This is a genomic window from Lysinibacillus sp. FSL K6-0057 (assembly GCF_038630885.1).
GTDB classification, from domain to species: domain Bacteria; phylum Bacillota; class Bacilli; order Bacillales_A; family Planococcaceae; genus Lysinibacillus; species Lysinibacillus fusiformis_F.
This window is the reverse complement of the sequence record NZ_CP152047.1, coordinates 234,657-255,439: the sequence shown is the minus strand read 5'-3', so window position 1 is coordinate 255,439 and position 20,783 is coordinate 234,657. Positions and strand designations below refer to the sequence as shown.

The 20,783-nt window shown below is 36.3% G+C and carries 15 protein-coding genes; 7 read left to right on the top strand and 8 right to left on the bottom strand.

Annotated elements, in window-relative coordinates:
• Positions 1–324 precede the first annotated feature (324 nt).
• Both MHB40_RS01175 and MHB40_RS01170 read right to left on the bottom strand, forming a co-directional pair.
• On the bottom strand, positions 325–1,527 hold the full coding sequence (locus MHB40_RS01175) for a polysaccharide deacetylase family protein (RefSeq protein WP_342533739.1): 1,203 nt from the start codon (positions 1,525–1,527) through the stop codon (positions 325–327).
• A gap of 148 nt (positions 1,528–1,675) precedes the next feature.
• Positions 1,676–2,431: a hypothetical protein gene (locus MHB40_RS01170; RefSeq protein WP_342442227.1), complete on the bottom strand. Its 756-nt coding sequence runs from the start codon at positions 2,429–2,431 to the stop codon at positions 1,676–1,678.
• A 494-nt stretch (positions 2,432–2,925) separates the two neighbouring features.
• On the opposite strand from MHB40_RS01170, the gene MHB40_RS01165 reads away from it, so the two are divergent.
• Positions 2,926–4,203, top strand: coding sequence for a hypothetical protein (locus MHB40_RS01165; protein ID WP_342533738.1), 1,278 nt, complete (start codon positions 2,926–2,928; stop codon positions 4,201–4,203).
• 259 nt (positions 4,204–4,462) lie between these two features.
• Here the strand turns inward: MHB40_RS01165 and MHB40_RS01160 are convergent, their stop codons facing one another.
• The 4 genes from MHB40_RS01160 to MHB40_RS01145 all read right to left on the bottom strand — a co-directional run bounded on the left by MHB40_RS01160 (position 4,463) and on the right by MHB40_RS01145 (position 11,441).
• Positions 4,463–6,385, bottom strand: a complete 1,923-nt coding sequence (locus MHB40_RS01160; RefSeq protein ID WP_342533737.1) for an AraC family transcriptional regulator — start codon at positions 6,383–6,385, stop codon at positions 4,463–4,465.
• A gap of 364 nt (positions 6,386–6,749) precedes the next feature.
• On the bottom strand, positions 6,750–8,660 hold the full coding sequence (locus tag MHB40_RS01155; protein WP_342533736.1) for an AraC family transcriptional regulator: 1,911 nt from the start codon (positions 8,658–8,660) through the stop codon (positions 6,750–6,752).
• Positions 8,661–8,814: 154 nt separating this feature from the next.
• Entirely contained in the window at positions 8,815–9,759 is a 945-nt protein-coding gene (locus MHB40_RS01150; RefSeq protein ID WP_342533735.1) for an ABC transporter substrate-binding protein, read from the bottom strand.
• A 101-nt stretch (positions 9,760–9,860) separates the two neighbouring features.
• Positions 9,861–11,441, bottom strand: a complete 1,581-nt coding sequence (locus MHB40_RS01145; protein ID WP_342533734.1) for an AraC family transcriptional regulator — start codon at positions 11,439–11,441, stop codon at positions 9,861–9,863.
• A gap of 99 nt (positions 11,442–11,540) precedes the next feature.
• Between MHB40_RS01145 and MHB40_RS01140 the strand changes: the two genes are divergently transcribed.
• Complete coding sequence (locus tag MHB40_RS01140; protein WP_342533733.1) at positions 11,541–12,497, top strand: ABC transporter substrate-binding protein; 957 nt, start codon at positions 11,541–11,543, stop codon at positions 12,495–12,497.
• A gap of 38 nt (positions 12,498–12,535) precedes the next feature.
• On the opposite strand, the gene MHB40_RS01135 is transcribed toward MHB40_RS01140, so the two are convergent.
• Both MHB40_RS01135 and MHB40_RS01130 read right to left on the bottom strand, forming a co-directional pair.
• On the bottom strand, positions 12,536–13,510 hold the full coding sequence (locus tag MHB40_RS01135; RefSeq protein WP_342442220.1) for an AraC family transcriptional regulator: 975 nt from the start codon (positions 13,508–13,510) through the stop codon (positions 12,536–12,538).
• An 89-nt stretch (positions 13,511–13,599) separates the two neighbouring features.
• Positions 13,600–14,757, bottom strand: a complete 1,158-nt coding sequence (locus MHB40_RS01130; protein ID WP_342442219.1) for an MFS transporter — start codon at positions 14,755–14,757, stop codon at positions 13,600–13,602.
• Positions 14,758–14,977: 220 nt separating this feature from the next.
• On the opposite strand from MHB40_RS01130, the gene MHB40_RS01125 reads away from it, so the two are divergent.
• The 5 genes from MHB40_RS01125 (at position 14,978) to MHB40_RS01105 (ending at position 20,741) form a co-directional block, all read left to right on the top strand.
• Positions 14,978–15,949, top strand: a complete 972-nt coding sequence (locus MHB40_RS01125) for an ABC transporter substrate-binding protein (RefSeq protein WP_205446472.1) — start codon at positions 14,978–14,980, stop codon at positions 15,947–15,949.
• 97 nt (positions 15,950–16,046) lie between these two features.
• On the top strand, positions 16,047–17,681 hold the full coding sequence (locus MHB40_RS01120) for a helix-turn-helix domain-containing protein (RefSeq protein WP_342442218.1): 1,635 nt from the start codon (positions 16,047–16,049) through the stop codon (positions 17,679–17,681).
• 34 nt (positions 17,682–17,715) lie between these two features.
• Positions 17,716–18,900, top strand: a complete 1,185-nt coding sequence (locus MHB40_RS01115) for a helix-turn-helix domain-containing protein (protein WP_342442217.1) — start codon at positions 17,716–17,718, stop codon at positions 18,898–18,900.
• A 45-nt stretch (positions 18,901–18,945) separates the two neighbouring features.
• The gene (locus MHB40_RS01110; RefSeq protein ID WP_342442216.1) at positions 18,946–19,944 is read left to right on the top strand and encodes an ABC transporter substrate-binding protein; all 999 of its coding nucleotides are present in this window, start codon (positions 18,946–18,948) and stop codon (positions 19,942–19,944) included.
• Positions 19,941–20,741, top strand: coding sequence for an alpha/beta hydrolase-fold protein (locus tag MHB40_RS01105; RefSeq protein ID WP_342442215.1), 801 nt, complete (start codon positions 19,941–19,943; stop codon positions 20,739–20,741). The genes MHB40_RS01110 and MHB40_RS01105 overlap by 4 nt, the downstream gene beginning before the upstream one ends.
• The last annotated feature ends 42 nt before the right edge of the window (positions 20,742–20,783 follow it).

Here is a 20,783-nt window from a genome sequence, read left to right as displayed (position 1 = left end):
ATTTAGCTACTACATCTGTCACTTTGCCTGTAAATGTTCTATTGTCATGTATTACCGCCACTAAGTTGACACTACAAACACATCATGCACTTGTTGAGTTTCGTATGTACTTGTTACAACAAAATATTTTTTGTATTTTTCAAAACCTAGTGATTCCGTACATTACCTTTCGTTGCACCTCTAACAACTGAGAAACATTCTAACCTATTTGATATTTTTTCCATGCTGCCAATGGGGATTTTTTCATATTTTATGATCCTAGCAACAACTTAAATGACTATTGTATAAAGCGTAGACATGTGAATCCGTATATTTATTCGCAATCTATTGTAAAACTACAAGCTTTATATCATGTTGCTTGAGATATTCAAGTATTTTGGGCAATACTTCAACAGTTTTACTTGTTTCATGGAATAAATAGATCGAACCTGACTTGCCATTTTCTCGTATATATTCGATAATTTCTTCTGAATCCTCTACTCTCCAATCTTCAGGGTCCCGATTCCACATAACCATTTTCATATTTTGATTACGAGCATTTTGTTTCAACTGTTCATTAAAGGCCCCGTATGGAGGACGAAGTAATGTCACAGGCTCCCCTATTATAGAAGATAGTACTTCATTTGTTTTATTTAAATCTGTTATTTGCTCACTTGAAGATACTTCTGATAGTTCTTTATGCTCCCAAGAATGACTCCCTATAGACATTTGTTGTTGTTTTGCATATGTTACGTACTGAGGGTAATTAACTGCATTTTGGCCTATAAAAAAGAATGTCGCCTTTATATCATGATCGACTAAAATATCAACAATTTCCTTCGTATATTTAGATGGACCATCATCAAAAGTAATGGCTGCATACCCCTCAGGTAGACTATATGTCATTTCAGATTCGGTTATAAAATAATCCTCTGCATTGACCTTCTTAATAGGTTCCTCATTCAAAACAACATCAGTCTTACTCACCTCATCACCCTTATTAGTATTAGCTGCAACAGAATTCATGTTTTTTTCCGAGCTAATCTTAACAACCTTTTCATTTTCAGTAGTTTCTGGGAATATGTTTACGTTAATCATGATATTGTTAAATGCAATAAAAAAGGTTACTAGAATGACAACAACACCTATGACCATTTGAATGAGATGTTTAATCCTTTTTTGGGGGATCTTTTGAGAGTCTCGTTTTTGCTTGGTACGCTTTTTATCTACTTCAGAACAAATTGTAATAAATTTATATTTCTGATCAATAGAAAGTTTTTTTGCACTTTGAATAGTATTTAGCTGATTTAATATTTCAACATATTGTTCAGAACACTTAAAATCATACGATTCAATAATAGAGCCGTTACTTTTAGTAATTGTACTTAAAAACTCGTTTCGGAAAGGATCCCACTTTGACCTCAAAGAAAGCCGATAGCGAGAATAATTATCAAAGATAACAAGCTTCTTAAATTGATCATATGTTTCACTATCAATTTCTAATTCTAAGAAAACGGTTTTCTTATTTAAGATTGTCTTTACATTCAACAAAAAAAGTATGGAATCACTTCTAATTGAATGTAATTCAATTATATTAGTCTTATAGTTACTCATATTGGGTCTCCTCTGCTATTGGGTCTCCTTTTCTATTGAGTCATCTTGCTACTTATAGAACAGCATGACTTAGAGCAGTATGCTATTCATTCCTCTTGTCTCTTTTATAATCTAAAAATGAGGCAGACATTCTATTTGTGAAATCACTTGCCATGCTCATTAGATATTCGTTTTCCTTACGAATGTGCTCATTTTGTTCTTTATAATTCGCGTTTTCAGATTCTAATTTTAAGATTATATCTTCCTTTTTCTTCAATTTATTTACCCAATCTAAAGTTTCTTTCTCATATTGTTCATTAAAGGATTGATACTTCTTGTTTTCTACATTAATAATATTTTTTAATTCTTCAATTTCATTCGTTAATGAAAATTGCATTTCTTTATAGTCTTCCATATGCTGATCTAATTGTAGATTTTTATCGGTTATTTTCTTTTCAAGCGTGTCTATTCTACTTTCTTTACTTTCTATAATCTTATTTAATCTATTAACTTCTTTGATTCTTTCAGATAATTGTTCTGAGGTGTGTTTATATCTGTTTTGTAGCTCAATATATCTATGTTCAGACATTTGATGTTGATGAGCAATTTGCTCGGTAGAAACGATTAAATCCATCACAGCTTTATTATTTTTAATACTACTAGGAATATGAAATAGGCTTTGTGACTCAGGTTCATTCTTTTCCTCTTCATTAGCATTATTTTGTTCTTCTTCATCAACTTGTTGCTCAGTTATTGCGTTAATTTCATTCGTATCAGCCTGATCTTTTTTCTTTAGAAATTGAAATCTACTAAGCATACTATCATTCACCTTCCCAAACTGTTGTTCAACAAATTTCATCTAATCAATCCTTTTTCTTGGTGCCTTTATATCAAATACACTATTTTCCAACATTATTTTTTACAAATTAACAAAAATCTCTACAACGATAGACAATTTTAAATTATTTTAGCAATCAGAAATATACAATATCTATACCAGACATCTACAAAACATCTACAATCTTATTTCATGGTATATATTAAGAAGATTTGCTTATGTCATCAAAATATAGCACTAAAAATGCAAATTTCTTGAAGAAGCCCTTTTTTAAAAAGAACAGAAATATAAAAGTTAACCTTGAAAGGAAATACTTCACATACAATGCAATGTTCCTTTGTCTCTCCAACGTTTTTAATTTTCTACTTGCTTAGAATTTGCAATATGAACATCACTAGTTTGTCTAATAAATACAAAAAAGATTCTAGTCTATGTTAAGATTGAATTAACACCATATATTGTATATATTCCCTTCGATTAACCAAAAACATTAAACACAGGAGGATTCTTACATTATGAAATCTAACAAAAGACTTGTCTTACTGTCTTTAGTGGCAGTTCCCTCACTTCTATACAGCGCGTCAGTATCGGCTGCTGAGATACCAAAACCAGCCTACATAACTGCTAACTACAATGCTAACGTGTCAAATGTTGTGCAACTTATTAACAACATTAACAATACAACCGCTACCTTCCAGACAAATTTAGAGGCAGCTCTGAAGGCTTATAATGCTTTAACAGCAACAGAAAAACAGTATGTCACGAACTATTCCACATTATCAGCACACCAGCAGACAAGAATAGCTTATCGTAAGCTTGCAACACAAATTGAAGAGAAATTGTATTCTGTGGATTCTACATCCTCAAATTATTATCAAAATGTTATTGAAACAAGAGATTGGTATAATACCTTGAATGCAGCACAAAAAACTTTTGTAAGTGCATCTGCGCAAAAAATATTAACTTCCAATATTGCACCAAATACATCTGTTGAAAAAGTAGTCAATAAAATTCAATTAATTAATTCATCTCGTCTCTCGTTCCATAAAGATGTAGCCGATGCCCGAGCAGAGCTTAATGTACTGCGTAAGTTTTCTAATGTTTCTTTACCTGTGGGTATTGAACAGCTGTTACTTGATGCTGAACAGCTTGTCGTGAAGGATAAGGCAGCGGCTAAAGAAGTGGAAAACGCAATTGCAGCTTTATCACCAAAAACGTCGACAGCTCTGGATGTACAGGCGGTCAAAACATCTTTTGAAGCATTAACACCTGTCCAACAGCAACTTGTGCCAAACGTTTGGACTTTAGTGGATTTTGTACAAGGAAAATATACACTTCCTCCAAAGGACAGCATACCTAAAACACCTACATTATCAGATACTGCGGCTATTCCAGGCAAAACGACAGCAATGACAAAAAATAAAAACACTTATAAAGCCAAAATTAATGTTGCCGCATCAGAAATTGACACGGAACGTTTTATTCTAACAACAAAAGACAAAATGACCATCATCATTCCGCCACTTTATACACTAGTCAATGAAGATGAAGGGGTAATGGATATTCAAGTAACCAAAAAGGCAAACCGTATTACACTTCAGGCTACCTTAAATAAAAAACCAGTAACCTTTGATGCAAATATGGAAATCATCATTGAGGGTTTAACAGCTAATTCATCCATCGTTCACTCAAATGATTTGGGTAAGCGAGTACCTGCCGATTTCATCATCAGCGGAAATCGCCATATTATCCAAACAACTACATCTGACACATTCCAAATCATAAACAATTAAATGAAAAGCACTAAAGAAATACCAACGAGACTTATGTTGGTTTCTTTAGTGCTATCTTTTTTTTACTCATTCCCCTCAATTTAGTTCGAAAGAGAAGACCGTAAGTTGTCGACAAACTATATTATTGGAGTGGCCCTAAAAAAAATAATAGACAAAGTCAAAAAATCGACTTTGTCTTATCCTAAATGAAAATAAATATACCCCATAAATGTTAAGCATAAACAAACATTTATGGGGCAATCAATAACTTTTATTTAATTTATTTTGTCGTAGCTACTAGTTGATCCACAATGAAATCAAGCTGTTTTGACAATGAATAAATGTCGTTGTAGTAACAAAAACCAAAATCCATTTCAATAAGCCTTCCTTCTTTAATGGCAGGAATATTAGACCAAACTGGATGATCTGTTAAATCTACCATTCCGTCATAGGATGAACGGAATACATAATCACCTGCATAATCTGTTAATACTTCTAAAGAAACATCGATCGCTTCATCGGTGTTGTTTTTATCATCAATTTTCTTTTGAATAATGTCTGGTGCTTTCATTCCTAAATACTCGTAAATAGCTTGGGAGCCACGTCCAAAGGTATAGCTTGTCACAACTGACATTTTCCCTTTGCCGCCCTCCATAATACTAACCGTTTTATCTGAAATACCTGCCTCTTTTAACTGCTCTTGACTATCCTTTACTTTTGTATAGAAATTAGCTAATAGCTCTTTTGCTTCTTTCTCTTTCCCTAGAACTTCACCAATCTTCGTTAATCGTTCATCTAGTGATGTTGAGAAATCGATCATGACAGTAGGCGCAATTTTTTGCATTTGATCGTAAAGCTCATCCTTACTTGGAATAATGATGACATCAGGTTTTAATTGAATCACTGCCTCAACATTCGGTTCAAACCATTCACCTAAACTTTCAACTGTTTTTAATTCTTCCTCAAATGCTGCTCCCTCTTGTATTTTAGAGGAGCCCACTGGTGTCACATCAAAAGCTAGTACATCACCTGTATAATACATCACCACTACTCGCTCAGGGTTAACGGGTATTTCTACGTCTCCTTTCATAGTAGAGACCATTTTTGTTTGTGATTCGCTGGCTGCTTGTGTAGTAGAGACTTGTTTTTCTCCGCCTCCTGTATTGCTTGATGTTCCGCTGCTGCAAGCACTTAGTAAAAGCGTCAGGCAAAGGAAAAGTGTTGCAATAGCTGATAATCCTTTTTTATTCATTGGTTCATACTTCCTTTCATTATATTGATAACCATTCTCAATATAATCTTGGAAGCTCCAATCGACAATGGAGTATCTTTCAGACATTGAAGGACTATCTTTTACCAGATCACTTACTTGTTTCTTTTGACGGAATTTTGTTGGTGAAACGCCTACTCTCTTTTTGAAAAGTCTACTAAAATAATAGACATCGCTATAGCCGACACCCATAGCGATATCGCGTAGGCTAGCATTCGTCTTCTCAAGCAAAATAGAAGCTTTTTCAATACGTAGCTGAATTAAATACTCAATAGGGCTATAACCTATTTGTTGCTTGAATTGAATGGATAAATGAGATGGACTATAGCGCAATGCCTTCGCAATCGATTCTAAGGTCAATGGCTTTGCATAATTTTGTTCTAGATAGGCTTTAATTTGACTAGAGACATTCAGTTTTTGAATGTCGACACTGTCCTGATCTAACTGCATAAAAATTTCATTTAATAATTGATAGAATAGCGATTTAACAGTAAATTTGCTGAGGTTATTGGCATTTTCCCACTTCATATACATGTAATATACTTTTTCAAACATTGTAATAGGTGAGTTAGGAACAAGACTATATTGATATTTGAAAGGATTATTTCTTTGCATGGCTCTGGCTATCATTTTATTTGGGGTTAAAGGAATGGCAGCTCGATAAAATATTAAAAAATATTCAAAGCCTTTGTCTGTAGCCTCTATTTGTAGGGTTGAGCCCTTTCCACCGTGAATAAGATGAAAACCCTCTAGTGTATAGCTTATTAAATCAATTTGAACTTCCGCACCACCACCTGTGGCATAAAGAAACATATTAGCAGGCAATTTATATGATTTTCCGATTTCTTCAGGTTTGAATAGCTCATATCTTATATCAAGCACTTTAATCGTTGCATGATTCCAGAGAAAAAGAAACTCCTCCTTTGGTAGCATCCTACATCATTCCTTCCCATTTATCACTTCATTCAAGTTTATTATAATTGATAATCATTCTCAATATAATTTTCTAACAATCTTGCATGAAGCATAAAAACACAAATAAATTGAAAGTGTTCACTACTTTTTATGGAGGGGTGTTGTCACTGATGATTCTCCTCATTGAAAATTAGAGCCTAACCTTTCTCTAATAGATATTTTGTTCACTACTGTTAGGAATAGACACTTTTGCAGAATGGTAGATTGAAGTGGAGCCAACCACTCACCTTGCCAAAAGATCTTTTTCTGCTATTGATCTTTTTTTAACAACATGAAAATCACTCAAGCAATCCAATGCTTGAGCGATTTTAAGGGAAATCATTTATTTTTCTTTCGCATGCTGTACTAGCATTTCTGTCACTTCTTCAATCTGTCCTAGGATTGAAATAGGATCTGAAAACCAGAAACTCCAGCCATCAATTTCAAAAATTTGATCATTTTGCACAGCATCTAGCGTTTTCCAAACTGGTTCGTTTTTATAATCATATGTTTCTGTCGCTTTATCGACAGCCACAAAAATATAATCACCTGCATAATCTGACAGTAATTCAGGTGATAATTCCAGCCACGGCTTTTCAGGATCAATTTCCTCTACTACTTTTGCGGGTGGCGTTAGTCCAAGCCCATCATAAAATGATCGCCCTGTATAACCATTACCGTATAATGTTATATTCTTTGTTGCTCCACCAGCAAAAATCGTCACGGTTTGATCCTTACCAATGATATCTTGAACTGTTTGTCTCGCTTTTGCTACCTTTTGATTATAGTCATTTAACCAAGCCTTCACTTCTTCCTCTTTATCTAAAATTTTACTAAACTCCTCCAATGTTGCATCCATTTCTAAATTAAAGGGTATTAAGACTGTAGGCGCTATTTTGGCATATTCTTCGTATTTCTTATCATCCCCAGTAATGATAAGGTCGGGCTTCAAATCAACTACTGCTTCAAGGGATTCTTCAAAATAAGTAATTCCTTCATTATGCTCCTTCAGGTAGGGGCTTTTCATATAAAGCTCCTGTGTTCCTACTGGTTTAATGCCCATAGTTAATAAAAAACCTGGGTAATAATCGGTTACGATGCGTTCTGGGTCAACAGGAATTTCGACATCCCCCTTCACAGTGGATACAATTTTTGTTGTCGACTGTACTTCCGTTGACTCATTAGCTGGTGCTTTTGTTTCTACATTATTAGAAGCAGTAATGGCAGTACCAGAACATGCGCTAAGCAATAAAGTGAAGCATAGCAATAAAGTCGCCATCATAGAGGACTTTGTTTTTCTATTCATTGATAAATCTCCTTTTGCTTTATATTGATAATAATTATCATTATCAATATAATGTCGTATCCACTTTTTATCATCAGACAAAGCAAGCCGATACATAGGACGATACGATTTATGCTTATCTGGCTGTTGTTTAAATTGCATTGGGGTTTGCCCACTGTACTTTTTAAAGATACGGATAAAATAAGAGACATCTTCATAGCCAACACTCGAAGCAATCTCCTGCAAGCTCGAAGTTGTATGTATTAACAACTGCTGTGCTTTTTGTATTCTTATCTGAATAAGATAATCAATGATACTTCTACCCGTCTTCTGCTTAAATTGCTTAGCTATATAGGGCACACTATAATTTAACATTTGGGCAAGCGACTCCCGGGTGATGGGTTGACTGTAGTATTCTTCTATATAAATTTGGATTTGCTCCACAAGATCTGGCTGTTGAACAATGACATGCTGTTGGCTTAGTTGCTGCAAAAGCTCATAAACACATTGATAAAAAAGTGCCTTGACATGAAAATGCTCTAGATTGTCCTGTTTGAGCCATTGCTGGTACATCGTTTCAACTTTTTGTTGTAATGTGAGTGCATTCGAAACTTGAAAAACATATTGAAGCTGAAAAGGTTTTTCACGTTCCCATAATGCTAGTAAACCTTTTCTATGGGGAAGAGGTAGTGTTGCTTTATAGAGAATTAAATAGTACTCTACTATATCTTCTACAGCACTGATGTGTAGACAACTTCCTTTACCAACATGAGCTATATAAAAATTTTCTATCTTATAGGATTTACTATCCAACAATATAGTAGCTTTTCCTTTTATTGTGTACAAAAAACCGCTAGCTGGTAAACGATAGGAGCTGAGCTGTTCATCACGTTGCATCTTTGTATAACGAATATCCAACACTTGAATGGAAGCTGCTTTCCATAGAAGGATATGATCATCTATATTCACTATTTATTTTCACACCTTTCTAGTCAAATCATAGAATGGGTCCCTTGTGAACATTATAAATGATAAACATTCTCATTAATATCTTTAATTGAAATAACAAAAAAGAAGCACCTTCATTACTAAAGATGCTTCCTCTTTTCCCAAATTATTTAGCTTATTTTTTATTCGTTAGCCAGTTTGTTAATTCCTCTACCTGAGCCAACACGGCTGTTGGGTCATAATACCATGAACGCTCCTCAGGCCAAATATAAAGATGATTATTTTTTACTGCAGGCAGGCTACCCCATATTGGATCGTTCTTAAAATCTTCAACTGTGCGATCGTCTGAAGTCAAAATAATGTAGTCTCCTGCATAATCTGCCAGCACCTCTTCGGAAATTTCAGCCCACTGCTTTTCCATAATTTCATCTGCTACTTTAGCAGGTGGTTTGCGACCAAGTGCCTGGTAGACTGGTTGTCCACCACGTCCAAAGTTATCACCATATGCATAATAAGTTTTGCCTGCATCCTCTATAATAGAGAAGCTTGCATCCTCTGGAATAATCGCATCTACCTGTGCTTTGGCATCGGCAATCTTTTGATCATATTGCGCCAGCCAATCCTTAGCTTCTTGCTCTTTGCCAAGTAACTCACCAAAATAGGTAAGTTCTTCGTGTGCATCCTTCAATTCACCATAAGGAATGACAACTGTAGGAGCAATTTTACTTAAAGCATCATAATTTTCCCCATTGCCAGTAATTATCAAGTCTGGTTTGAGCGCTATAATCTTCTCAATGGACGGTTTCCCATAATCGCCTATTTCTTCGACATCCTTTAATGCATCCTTTAAATAATAGTTTTCAAGAGCTAACCCAGGAGCTCCCACAGGTTTCACATCTAATACGAGTAAACTAGCAATATACTCCTCTGCTACAAGACGCTCTGGATTAGTCGGAATAACAACCTCACCATTTGTCGTCTGAACCGTTTTTGTCTCTGCTTCTTTTGTATCTTGTTCTGCAGTCGGACTAGCGGTCTTTTCCTTTTCACCACAAGCCGTTAACAGAAGCAGTAATAGAAGAAACAATGGTACTATGAATTTTCTATTTTGTTTAAGCAATTTTTTCCCTCCATACATTTCAGTTGATAATCATTCTCAATAATTGTAGAAGAATGTTAAATAACTGTCTATGCATGAAAGTGATTTGTTCCCCTGTACATTTATGATGTTAATACTTCCATTAATTTTTGCAATTGAGTAGCTGTAGATAATGGATCATAGCCATAAAATATTTCATACTGATTCATAAAATACACCTGTTTCTTTTGCACTGCTGTAAGTGACTGCCATTTTTCTGAATGTAATACCGTTAAGAGACGCTCTTTTCCAAAATCTTTTGTAGGAAGAGCGGTGACAAATATATAATCAGCTGGATAGTGAGCAATATCTTCAATATCTACTGTTAAGTAACCTGTTTGTTCAATATTTCGTGTGACAATCGCATCTGGTCGACTAAAGCCCAAATCTTCGTACAGTATATGACTCCCTCTCCCATGACTACTATTTAAACAATACGCTTGATGACTTCCTATTTCCCAAACAATAGCAGTACCCCTTGCCCCAATTTGTTGGTCAAGAATATCGTTACATTGAGCTATCTGTTCATCATATTGCTGGAGCCAGCTCTTACATACTTCTTGTCTATCAACGATATTGGCAATCAACCCAAATTGCTCTCGCCAACTTAATTGTCTACATGGTAGCTCGAATATAGGAGCTACTGATAGTAATGATTGTTTTTCATTACCACCACTGTAGTTAATAATGACATCTGGACATGCTGCGGTGATCTCCTGATAATTTGAAGCAATACCATACTCATAGATACCATACTCATAGCCTTTAAGTTTCTGCGAAGTAGAGACAGGCTCGATACTCTCTAGAAATGGAGAGTATACACCCAACACTGGCGTAATACCAAGAGCTAGTAAGCATGCTGTATGATTGGTATTGAGCGCAAGGACACGCTTTGATTTCTGATAATAGGCTGTTGGTGATACACCCACTAATTCTTTAAATTTCCTACTTAAATAAGTCCCCTCATTGTAGCCAACTTCCTGAGCAAGCTCATCTAATTTAGGCATTGAAAACAATAGCCTTTTCTGTGATTCTCGTATTCTTAGCAACGTTAAATATTCACTATACGTGTAGCCTGTATGCTTATGGAACGTACGAGAAAAATGCTCTGGACTTACTTGTGCTTTTTCAGCCATCTGCTCTCTTGTTAATTCTTCACGGAAATATAGATTAATATAATGAAGTACTTTATCAATCCATAGTCCTTCTTGTTGTTGTTTATTATCACGTAAATGGCTGTACAGCACTTCTAGCAATTCACCGAATAGTTTTTGTAAACGAAACGGATTATTGCCCTCAGCGTTCGCTTCTTTTTCTACTTCTTTAGCTAAATTCATAAGTCGATAGGAGCATTGCTCAATTAAGATAGCATCTTGTAATAAACGATCCGTTTTGCAGCCATATACACGATATTGAATGACGATTCCTTTACTTTCACATGTTTCAAGTAGATGAAAATCGTCAGTATCATCTAAAAGCATAACAGAATTTGGACTAAGCTGAACGTGCCTACCTTGAAGCGTACACTCTAAATATCCCTCATACACGATGACCATAAATGGGTGGGTGGATTGTGTTCCTATGTCACTTAACATTTCATTTAATTTCACTATTTGTATAGGTTGATAAAAAAGATGGGACAGTAACTGATTGTCTTTGTACATTTTAGTTCTATCTCCTAAACATCAAATTGATATTGATTATCATTTTCATTATAATGAAATAGAATGATAGAAATCAATTGAAATAGGAGGCTTATAGCTTTGAAAAAATTTATAAAAAAGAATGCCTTTTTAACTGGCATTTTAATTATTTCCATCCTTTTGGCTGCATGTGGAACTCCATCTTCTTCCACAACAGAGAAAGTAAAGGAAGAAAGCTCCAATCGAGTCTTAACAGATTCAATAGCCCATGAAGTGACCATTCCTAAAAATCCCCAACGAATCATAGCTCCCTATCTAGAAGATCACCTTGTAGCATTAGGTTTAAAGCCCGTTGCACAGTGGTCCGTAAAGAGTGGGACATCTATCCAAGACTATCTTCAGGATTCATTAAAAGATATTCCAACGATTGAATTTGACCTTCCCTATGAAGCTGTTACAAGCTTTAATCCAGATTTAATTGTAATCGGTTCTCCTGAAATTGCTGAAGGTGAAAAATATGAGCAATATAGCAAAATTGCCCCTACTTATGTAATGGGAGCTGAGGATAATAATTGGCGCAATAAACTATTAAAAATGGGCGCAATTTTTGGTCAAACAGATAAGGCAAAGGAAGTCCTAGCAGATTATGATCAATTCGCTAAAGAGGCAAAAGAAGAAATTCACAACAAAGTCGGAAATCTTTCAGCCACTGTGATCTGGAATATTAAAAATTCAATCTACATGGTAAGTGACACAGCTTCTAGTGGTGTTGTTCTTTATGAGGATCTTGGGTTACAAACTCCAAGCCTTGTGAAAGAGGTGTCAGCATCTGCTGCTGGTGATTGGTCACAGGTTTCTTTAGAAAAATTCGTTCCAATAGATGCTGACTATCTTTTTGTTATTAACAGTGATAGTGCAGGTAGCTCTGAATTGCTAAGCGATCCTCTTCTAGCTAATATACCTGCCGTTAAAAATGGTCATGTTTATGAATTCGATTCAAGTTCGAGTTGGTTATATTCAGGTGCTATTGCCAATCGCCAAATTATTCAAAATGTATTGGATAGCATAGTGAAGTAAAAAAAGTCCCTTCAGCTTTGTCCAAAAGCTGAAGGGTTTTATTGTGATCTGTATCTGACAAAGTCTCGCGGATTCAGCCCATATTTCTCCTTAAAAACCTCTGCAAAATGACTCGGATTAGAATACCCAACAGCATTCGCTACTTCCATAATATTCATTGTCCCGCTTTGTAATAAATAACATGCCTTCTCCAAACGTTTTTCACGCAAATAACCAAATACTGTTGTGCCATACATTTCTTTAAAACCCTTTTTCAATTTATAATCATTTAATCCAACTAAACGAGAAAGCTCCATTAACGATGGAGGATTCAGCATATTTTCTGCCATAATGATGCGTGCTTGAACTAGTTTTGCTCTATCATCCCGTGAGAATTCCATTGGGTTTGTTGAATGAGGAAAAAAGGTTTGGCATGTTCTTGTTAAAAGCTGTAAAGCCGTACTTTCTAGCTCCAAATTAGTCAATCGATTAGCTGCTAGCGCTTCTAACAATTGTTTTACCATAAGCATATCTAGTGGATTAATATTCTCCTGAAAGAAACGAAAAGGAGATCCACCAAGAACTGTTGAAAACTTGGTAGAGGTACCATCATTCCCATTAATTTTTTCCATGTAATGATTAAAAGTTGTTACAGGGATACCAATGCCAACCATCTGATAAGACTCATCTTTATTAAATATAAAATTTGCCTCTACTTGCTCCATCAATTGCATTGTACATGTCCCAGCCGTTACTTCAAACTCACAATTGGAAATATGTACACCTCGCGTCCCTTGCAAGCAATAGCTAATTTCCACCATTGGCTTTGCTGTGGAGACATTCATTCGATGTTCCTGATGAAAGGAATAATCCGATACAACTACCTCTAAATCTGTACGAGGTATAAAACGATGTATTGCCCCTTCCTTCAAAGTTGATTGGAATGACATATATTGTGTTGATTTTTCCTGCGGTTCTAGTATTTCAAGCGCATGAAAAAATTGAGCAAAATTTTGATGAAAATCCACACTCATAGCGTTCACCATCCTTCAGCACTTTATTGAGAATAATTATCAATAATCAACTAAAGTATAGCAAAGAGACATCCTTTCCGCTATGAAAATTAGCTTTCTTCTGTAGTCAGCGAAAATGCTAACAAGATACCTAAAAAGAAAACTGCCGCTCCAAAGCCATAAGCAACTGAAAATCCTCCAGCATGCTCAATTAACCAGCCAGCTAATCCTGGCCCCATCATTTGACCTACTGCATAAAAAATTGAAATAAACCCGATAGCCGATGCAACATATTGGGGCGATACTTGCTGACTGGCTTTCATCTGTATCAGGACAAGAACACCACCAAGTGAAGAACCCCAAATAATAGAGGATAGTATAAACCCTCCAATGTTTTCAAACATCATTGGCAATAAATCGCCGACAACTGATAGTAGTAATGCCGTTGTTAATGCTTTTTTAACACCCATTCTATCTGCTAACATTCCCCAGAATGGAGCGCCTCCAATCGACACAATTCCAGCAATGGCATAAATGGAGCCTGCTAGCCCATTGGATAGTCCAAGACTTTTCATATAACTTGTTTGGTATAGATTAGGAATAAGATAGACTAAACCAACGGCAAAATAAATACCTGCAATGATATACAGCTGCTTACTGCGCCATGTTGTTGTTTTTTCCTGTACGGTATCCCTCTCGACAAAATTTGGTTGCTTTATCGCCCAGGATGCTAGCAACACGACGATCAGTGTCAAAATCGCAAAAACTAACCAAGCTCCACGCCATCCTAGCGTAGGAAATCGTTGCAGCATAAAGGGTACAAGTAAACCTGATAATAGCATCCCTATCCCGGCTCCACTCATTAACAGCCCCATGACTGTACCTCGTTTTTTAGGATACAGGTTAATGGCTATCGATAGTAATGGCGTATAGACAAGTGCACTCCCTGCCCCTGCAAGGAACAGTGTGATGGCAGCCCACGAGAAATTTGTGACGAACACCAGTCCCATTAACCCTAAAATGACACAGGCTCCCCCTACTAACAGAACATTTTTTGCACCAATATGTGTTGTAAGTACTCCGGAAAGCCCTACTGTTAGTAAATAGCCTAAAAACAACATTGTTCCTAAGTAACCAGATTGAGAGGTTGTAAAACTCAATCCCTCCTGCATAAATGGCAAAATAATTCCATATGCCATACGACCAAAACCCGTAGTTGTAACGATTAATAGCATACCTGTTATGACAAACATCCAAAAATTCTTCATCTTTAAACCCCTTTCATTACACGAATCTTAATCCAATGAAAGGTCCATTCTCCACCAATGGAAGGATGCTGATACGGTAAAACGGATTTTATTTTAAAGAGACAGTTAGATTTTTGGATAAACCTTAATGACCCCTTTTCAGTTTGTCCATTGTCCTAGGCCACAGACTAATTTATGCTAGCCTATATCGATAATGATTATCATTTACGGAGGAAGAGACATGAAAAAATTAAATCGACATATGCTCATTTGTAGCCTATTATTGCTGGTTGGAATCATGCTGGCTGCTTGTGGTTCAACTAATGAAGAGACAAAGAAAGAAGAGACGAAGAAAGAAGAGGCAACAACGTCAGAATCAACAACTCGTGTTTATAAGGATTATTTAGGTCATGAGGTTGAAATTCCAGTAAATCCTGAGAGAGTGGTTTATCATGGAGAAGGATACGGTGATTTACTTGCATTAAATATCAAAACAGTTGGTGCTGGCTTCTCTTGGATTACAAATTATGCTTGGGAAGATCGTGTAAAAGATGTGGAGGACGTTGGTTTTCCTATTAATGTTGAGAAAACATTGTCATTAAAGCCTGATCTTATCATTATTGGTACTTCAGATGATAAGACATATTCACAGCTTTCTAAAATCGCTCCAACTATCGTGTTTGATACTTTCGCGCCATTAAGCCAACGTTTAACAGAGCTGGGCGATATACTTAATAAAAAAGAAGAAGCAACTCAATGGATGGATGCTTATACAGAAAAAGCGGATAAAATGTGGGAGTCGCTTGTAGCTGATGACATCATTAAACCAGATGAAACGGCATCGGTTTTAACATATTATCCAGGAGATCGATTATTTGTCATGGCACGTGCTGGACTTTCTCAAGTTTTATACGATTCAAATGTTCTTAAACCTGGTGACAAAATACAAAAAATACTTGATGATGGAACAGGCTTTGCTGAAATCTCCACAGAACTTCTTCCGGAATATGCTGGTGATCGAATTTTCATCCTAACACCAGTCGATGATGAAGCAAAACAATCGACAAAAGAAATGATGGAAAGTCCAATTTGGAAGAACCTACCGGCAGTGAAGAACGGTCATGTCTACACATTTGATATTGAAAAAAGTGATAGCGATGCCTCAACAAGAGAATGGCTGTTATCACAATTACCTACTATTTTAAAAAAATAACTAACAAGAGACATTTCATCTTTGTTGAAATGTCTCTTTACTTTTTATACAATACAGTTAATTGATAATCATTTTCATTTACTAAGGAAGTGAACAGATGGAAGACAACAAATCAGCTTCTATTAACAATGATTTACTATTTCATTTAGAAGATATTGACTGTATTTCGCAGAGCTATCCGTTTATCTCGACTGCTCATCATACGATGATACTTTTTACAGATGGCTGTGGGACATTAACGATTGATGATATACCCTATTTGGTGACGAAAGGAAAAATTTTTCTTGTACAGCCCCATTCTATGATTGATTTATCGGATATAAATCATGGTTACCGTTTCTATAAAATTGCCTTTTCAGCCTTTCAGCTAAAACATAAGCACCCTTCTCCACATCTAGGATCTATTTTTTCTGATGAAGTGGAATATACAATTTATCCTTATACACGAATAATTCGTCTTACCGAAGATCTGTATAATTTAAATCCTAAATTGGATTTTCTTAAACAACAAGGAGTCTTGTATGAACTATTAAATTTATTATTTGAACATCAGCTTCATATAAACTACCAGTTGACAATGACAAAGGCAGTTGAAGAAACTATCGACTATATACATAACTATTTTCAACAGCCTTTAACAGTGAAAAAGCTAGCGGAGCTCGCCCATATAGCTCAATGGCAATATAGTACGATCTTCCAAACCTTAACTGGGAAGAAACCGCTAGATTATATTACAGATTTACGTCTTACAAATGCCAAGGAATTATTACTACAAACAAATGAGCCATTAAAAGATATTGCGCAGCAAGTCGGATTTGATGATGAATATTACTTTAATCGCCGCTTCCGACAGGTAATTGGGATTCCTCCAAAACAGTTTGCACGACAATATAAACAAAAAACAGTTGTAAAAGATTGGACTGGACATGAGGTAGCCATTCCTTGCTCACCTCATCGTATTATTTATCATGGAGAAACGTTTGGAGATATGTTGATTTTTGATGTGCAGCCAATAGGTGGTGACAAAAACTCTATTAGTAAATCCTTTTATAAAAACCATGTTCCTTATATTCAAGATGTTGCCTTTCCAATCAATCTTGAAAAATCTTCGAAGCTGAATCCTGATTTAATTATCTTTACCAGTAGTGACGAGCAGCAATATCAAGCGCTATCATCTATTGCACCAACGATTACCCTCAATTCCTGGGATTCATTAGAAGAGCGTGTTCTTTTATTAGGGCAGTGGCTTAACCAACAACAGCGTGCAGAAGATTGGCTAGAACATTTTAAAATCCAAGAAAAAACTATGTGGCAGCAGCTACAAACAGTTGTAGAGCCTGGTGAAACGGCATCAGTTTTGACTTTTGATCATGGCAAACGCCTTTATATTATGGGCTGTATAGGACTGTCCCCTGCCCTTTTTCATCCAGATGGATTTCAGCCTCACCCACAAGTCAAAAAACTACTTCAAGCAGGTGAGGGGTATAGAGAAATACCAATAGATCACTTACCTCAGTATGCTGGTGACCGCATCTTTATGTTGTTATCTAATAAACCAGAATCGCAAATGGCTACGATGGAATTGATTAATAGCGCTATTTGGAAAGGACTCCCTGCTGTACAAAATAACCATGCTTATTTAGTAGATGCAACAAAGTGGAATTATGGTGATGCCTTTACAAGAGAGAAGTTACTCGGTGCATTACCAAAGCTATTGGTTACTGCAAAGTAATTCTCACACTTATAATAAGGGGTGACATTAAGATATGAAAACGGAAAGTATGACAGATATGACTACTCAAATATCATTAAAGGATATACGAGATTATATTGCTAAAAACCATCATCAACCTCTCACAATTGAGCATCTAGCACTCATTTCTGGTCTGAGTTCCAGCTACTTTGGAGAGGCCTTTAAAAAGGCATTCGGTCAAAGTGCCACAGATTATTTAACGGCGCTACGCATTGGACATGCCAAGCAATTACTGCGTGATACTGATTTATTACTTCGTGAGATTGCTAGAAAAGTTGGTTACAGTGACGAATTTTATTTTAGTAGAAAATTTAAAAAGGAAGTTGGAATTTCACCTTCTGCTTATAGTAAAATGGCTCGCCAGCGAGTTTCTACTTTTTCGGTATCCGCTACTGGAAACTTATTAGCGCTTGGTATCATACCAGTAGCAGCTCCGCTGAATGCTAAATGGAGTCCTTATTATTACAATCATTACCAAGAGAAAATTCCAGTGCATGTTAATATATTTGATGCAGAATCAGAGGACAACTTCAAAAAATTAGCCTCTGCTAAGCCAGACATTCATATTTTTCAAGAGGAACCCTCCCTCTCCATGCTTGATTGGCTTCAAACAATCGGCATCAAAAATGTCTATATACAAGCAAAGGATTGGCGAACACAACTGAGAGAAATAGCTGTAGCTGTCAAAAAGCAAAGCGTGGGTGAGCATTTCATTCAAACATATGAACAAAAGGTATTACAGGCAAGGTTAGAAATTAATCAAGTTACTGGAAACGATACTTTTGCCGTTCTTCGTTTATGCGGTGATCAATTATTTTTATATTGTAATAAAGGGATTCAGGATGTACTGTTTACAGATTTGCAGCTTCGTCCTGTCAATGCGCAACAACAAACATATAACGAGCTTATTACACTTGATCAGCTAGTCAATTTAAACCCTGACCGTTTGCTATTTATCATTTGTCCAGATTCGCCAACTCGAAATTATTGGCTTACTTTACAATACCTTGATCGATGGAAAGAGCTCCATGCCGTAAAAAATGGACATGTCTATGTTTTACCTTCGAATCCTTGGTTTGAATACTCAGCTATTGCTATAAACCGAATGCTAGATGAAATGTTGCTTATGCTAACCGGAAAAAATCCAAATCCTTTTCCTGTCCCCGTCCATGGTAACGTATCTGACGGTGATTTATAATTCTATTTGAGAATGATTATCACCGGAAGGAGACTTTGATGAACAATGAAACAAAATTGTCGTAATCAATGTCATACAATTATAAAATCTGCCTATTTATTAGCTATGTTTTTGCTAACGATTGGCATACTAACGGCCTGCAATACCCAATCAAGCAATAAAGAGGAACAGGTAGAAACGCAGGCAACCTCCGAAAGTACAAAGGAGCAAAGTGTTTATCCGTTAACACTAAAAGATGAGGTCGGTAATGAGGTAATACTACCAGCTAAGCCTACTAAAATTTTTGCACCTGTCATGGAGGATTCGTTATTAGCTCTTGGTATCAAGCCTACTATGCAATGGTCCAACGGTGTTAAACCACAGCTCTATTTACAAGATCAGCTACAGGGTGTACCTGAAATTAGCTTTGCAAGTGGTCCCCCATCAGCCGAAGCAATTATGGCAGATAAACCAGACTTAATTATTTTGCACAATTCATTTTATGTGGAAAATGGCACATATGAAAAATACGCAAAAATCGCACCAACCTATGTTTTCAATAATGCCGCAAGTGATTTACAAGGCTCTATTAAAGTTTTAGGGCAACTACTTGATGAAACAGACAAAGCTGAGCAGGCTTTACAGGGTTATCAAGAAAAGGTGGATGCAGCAAAAACAAAGCTAGCTTCCATAACAGAAGGTAAAAAGGTCGCGTTAATTCGCTTTAATGCAAAGGGTATGTTTTTTATGACGGATGAGTATTTCAGTGGGTATGTCTTAACACATGAATTAGGATTTGAACAAAGCAGCTACGTGAAAAATGGTGCCTTCGAGGTATCATTGGAGATTCTACCTGAACTAGATGCAGATTATATTTTCTTAATTAATGATGGTAGCCTAGGGGATGAATTTTTAAATGAGTTGAAGAATAGTCAAATTTGGCAAAGTACGTCGGCATTCAAAAACAATCAAGTATTTGAAACATCCGAGGATTATTGGCTAAATGGTGGTATTCATGCACAAGGTAAAGTGATAGAGGATGTATTGGAGTTTCTAGCGCCATGACAATAATGACTAAGAAACCATATACATCCGAAAACTACTTTGAATATGCCATGACGTCTCGTCAACAGCTAGACTATCGCATTTTAATTGCAGCCCCAACAGATGAACCACCAGCAGATGGTTATACTGTTATTTACGCCTTAGATGGGGATGCCCTTTTTCCAACGCTTGCAGAGGCAGTGAAATTACAAACACGTAAACCAAAAGGCTATGATCCCATTCTTGTTATTGGCATCGGCTATCCCTCAAAGGAACCTTTTGATATGGAGCGACGCTGTCACGATTTTACACTACCTGTTAGTGAAGAACATCTGCCACCACGTCCAGATGGAACGCCTTGGCCTCCAAACGGGAAAGCCAATGAGTTTCTAGACTTTATTGAAGATGAGCTCATGCCTGCTGTCGCAAAGGAATGGCCAATCAATAAAAAGAAACAAGCGATTGTTGGTCATTCCTTAGGTGGTCTTTTCACACTATATGCTCTATGTGCTAGACCCCATTTATTTAGTCATGTAGTAGTCGGAAGTCCCTCTGTTTGGTGGGCTAACAATGCCGTACTAAAAGAAATAGATCGATTTGCTGAAGCTTGGAAAAGTCAGCATACTATTAATCTCCTACTTACAATCGGTGCTAACGAGCTGCCAGATATGCTTGAAGGAGCTGATCAAGCGGCTGAACGAATGAAACGTTTAAGCAACCAAAACATTCATACTAATTATGTGAAGTTTGATGAGGAGGACCATGTGAGCGTCCTACCTTGTATGCTTAGTCGCCTTCCCCGTTTTTTAGATTCCTAGCAGAAAGCCCAAGTGGTAATCATTCCACTTGGGCATTTTTAT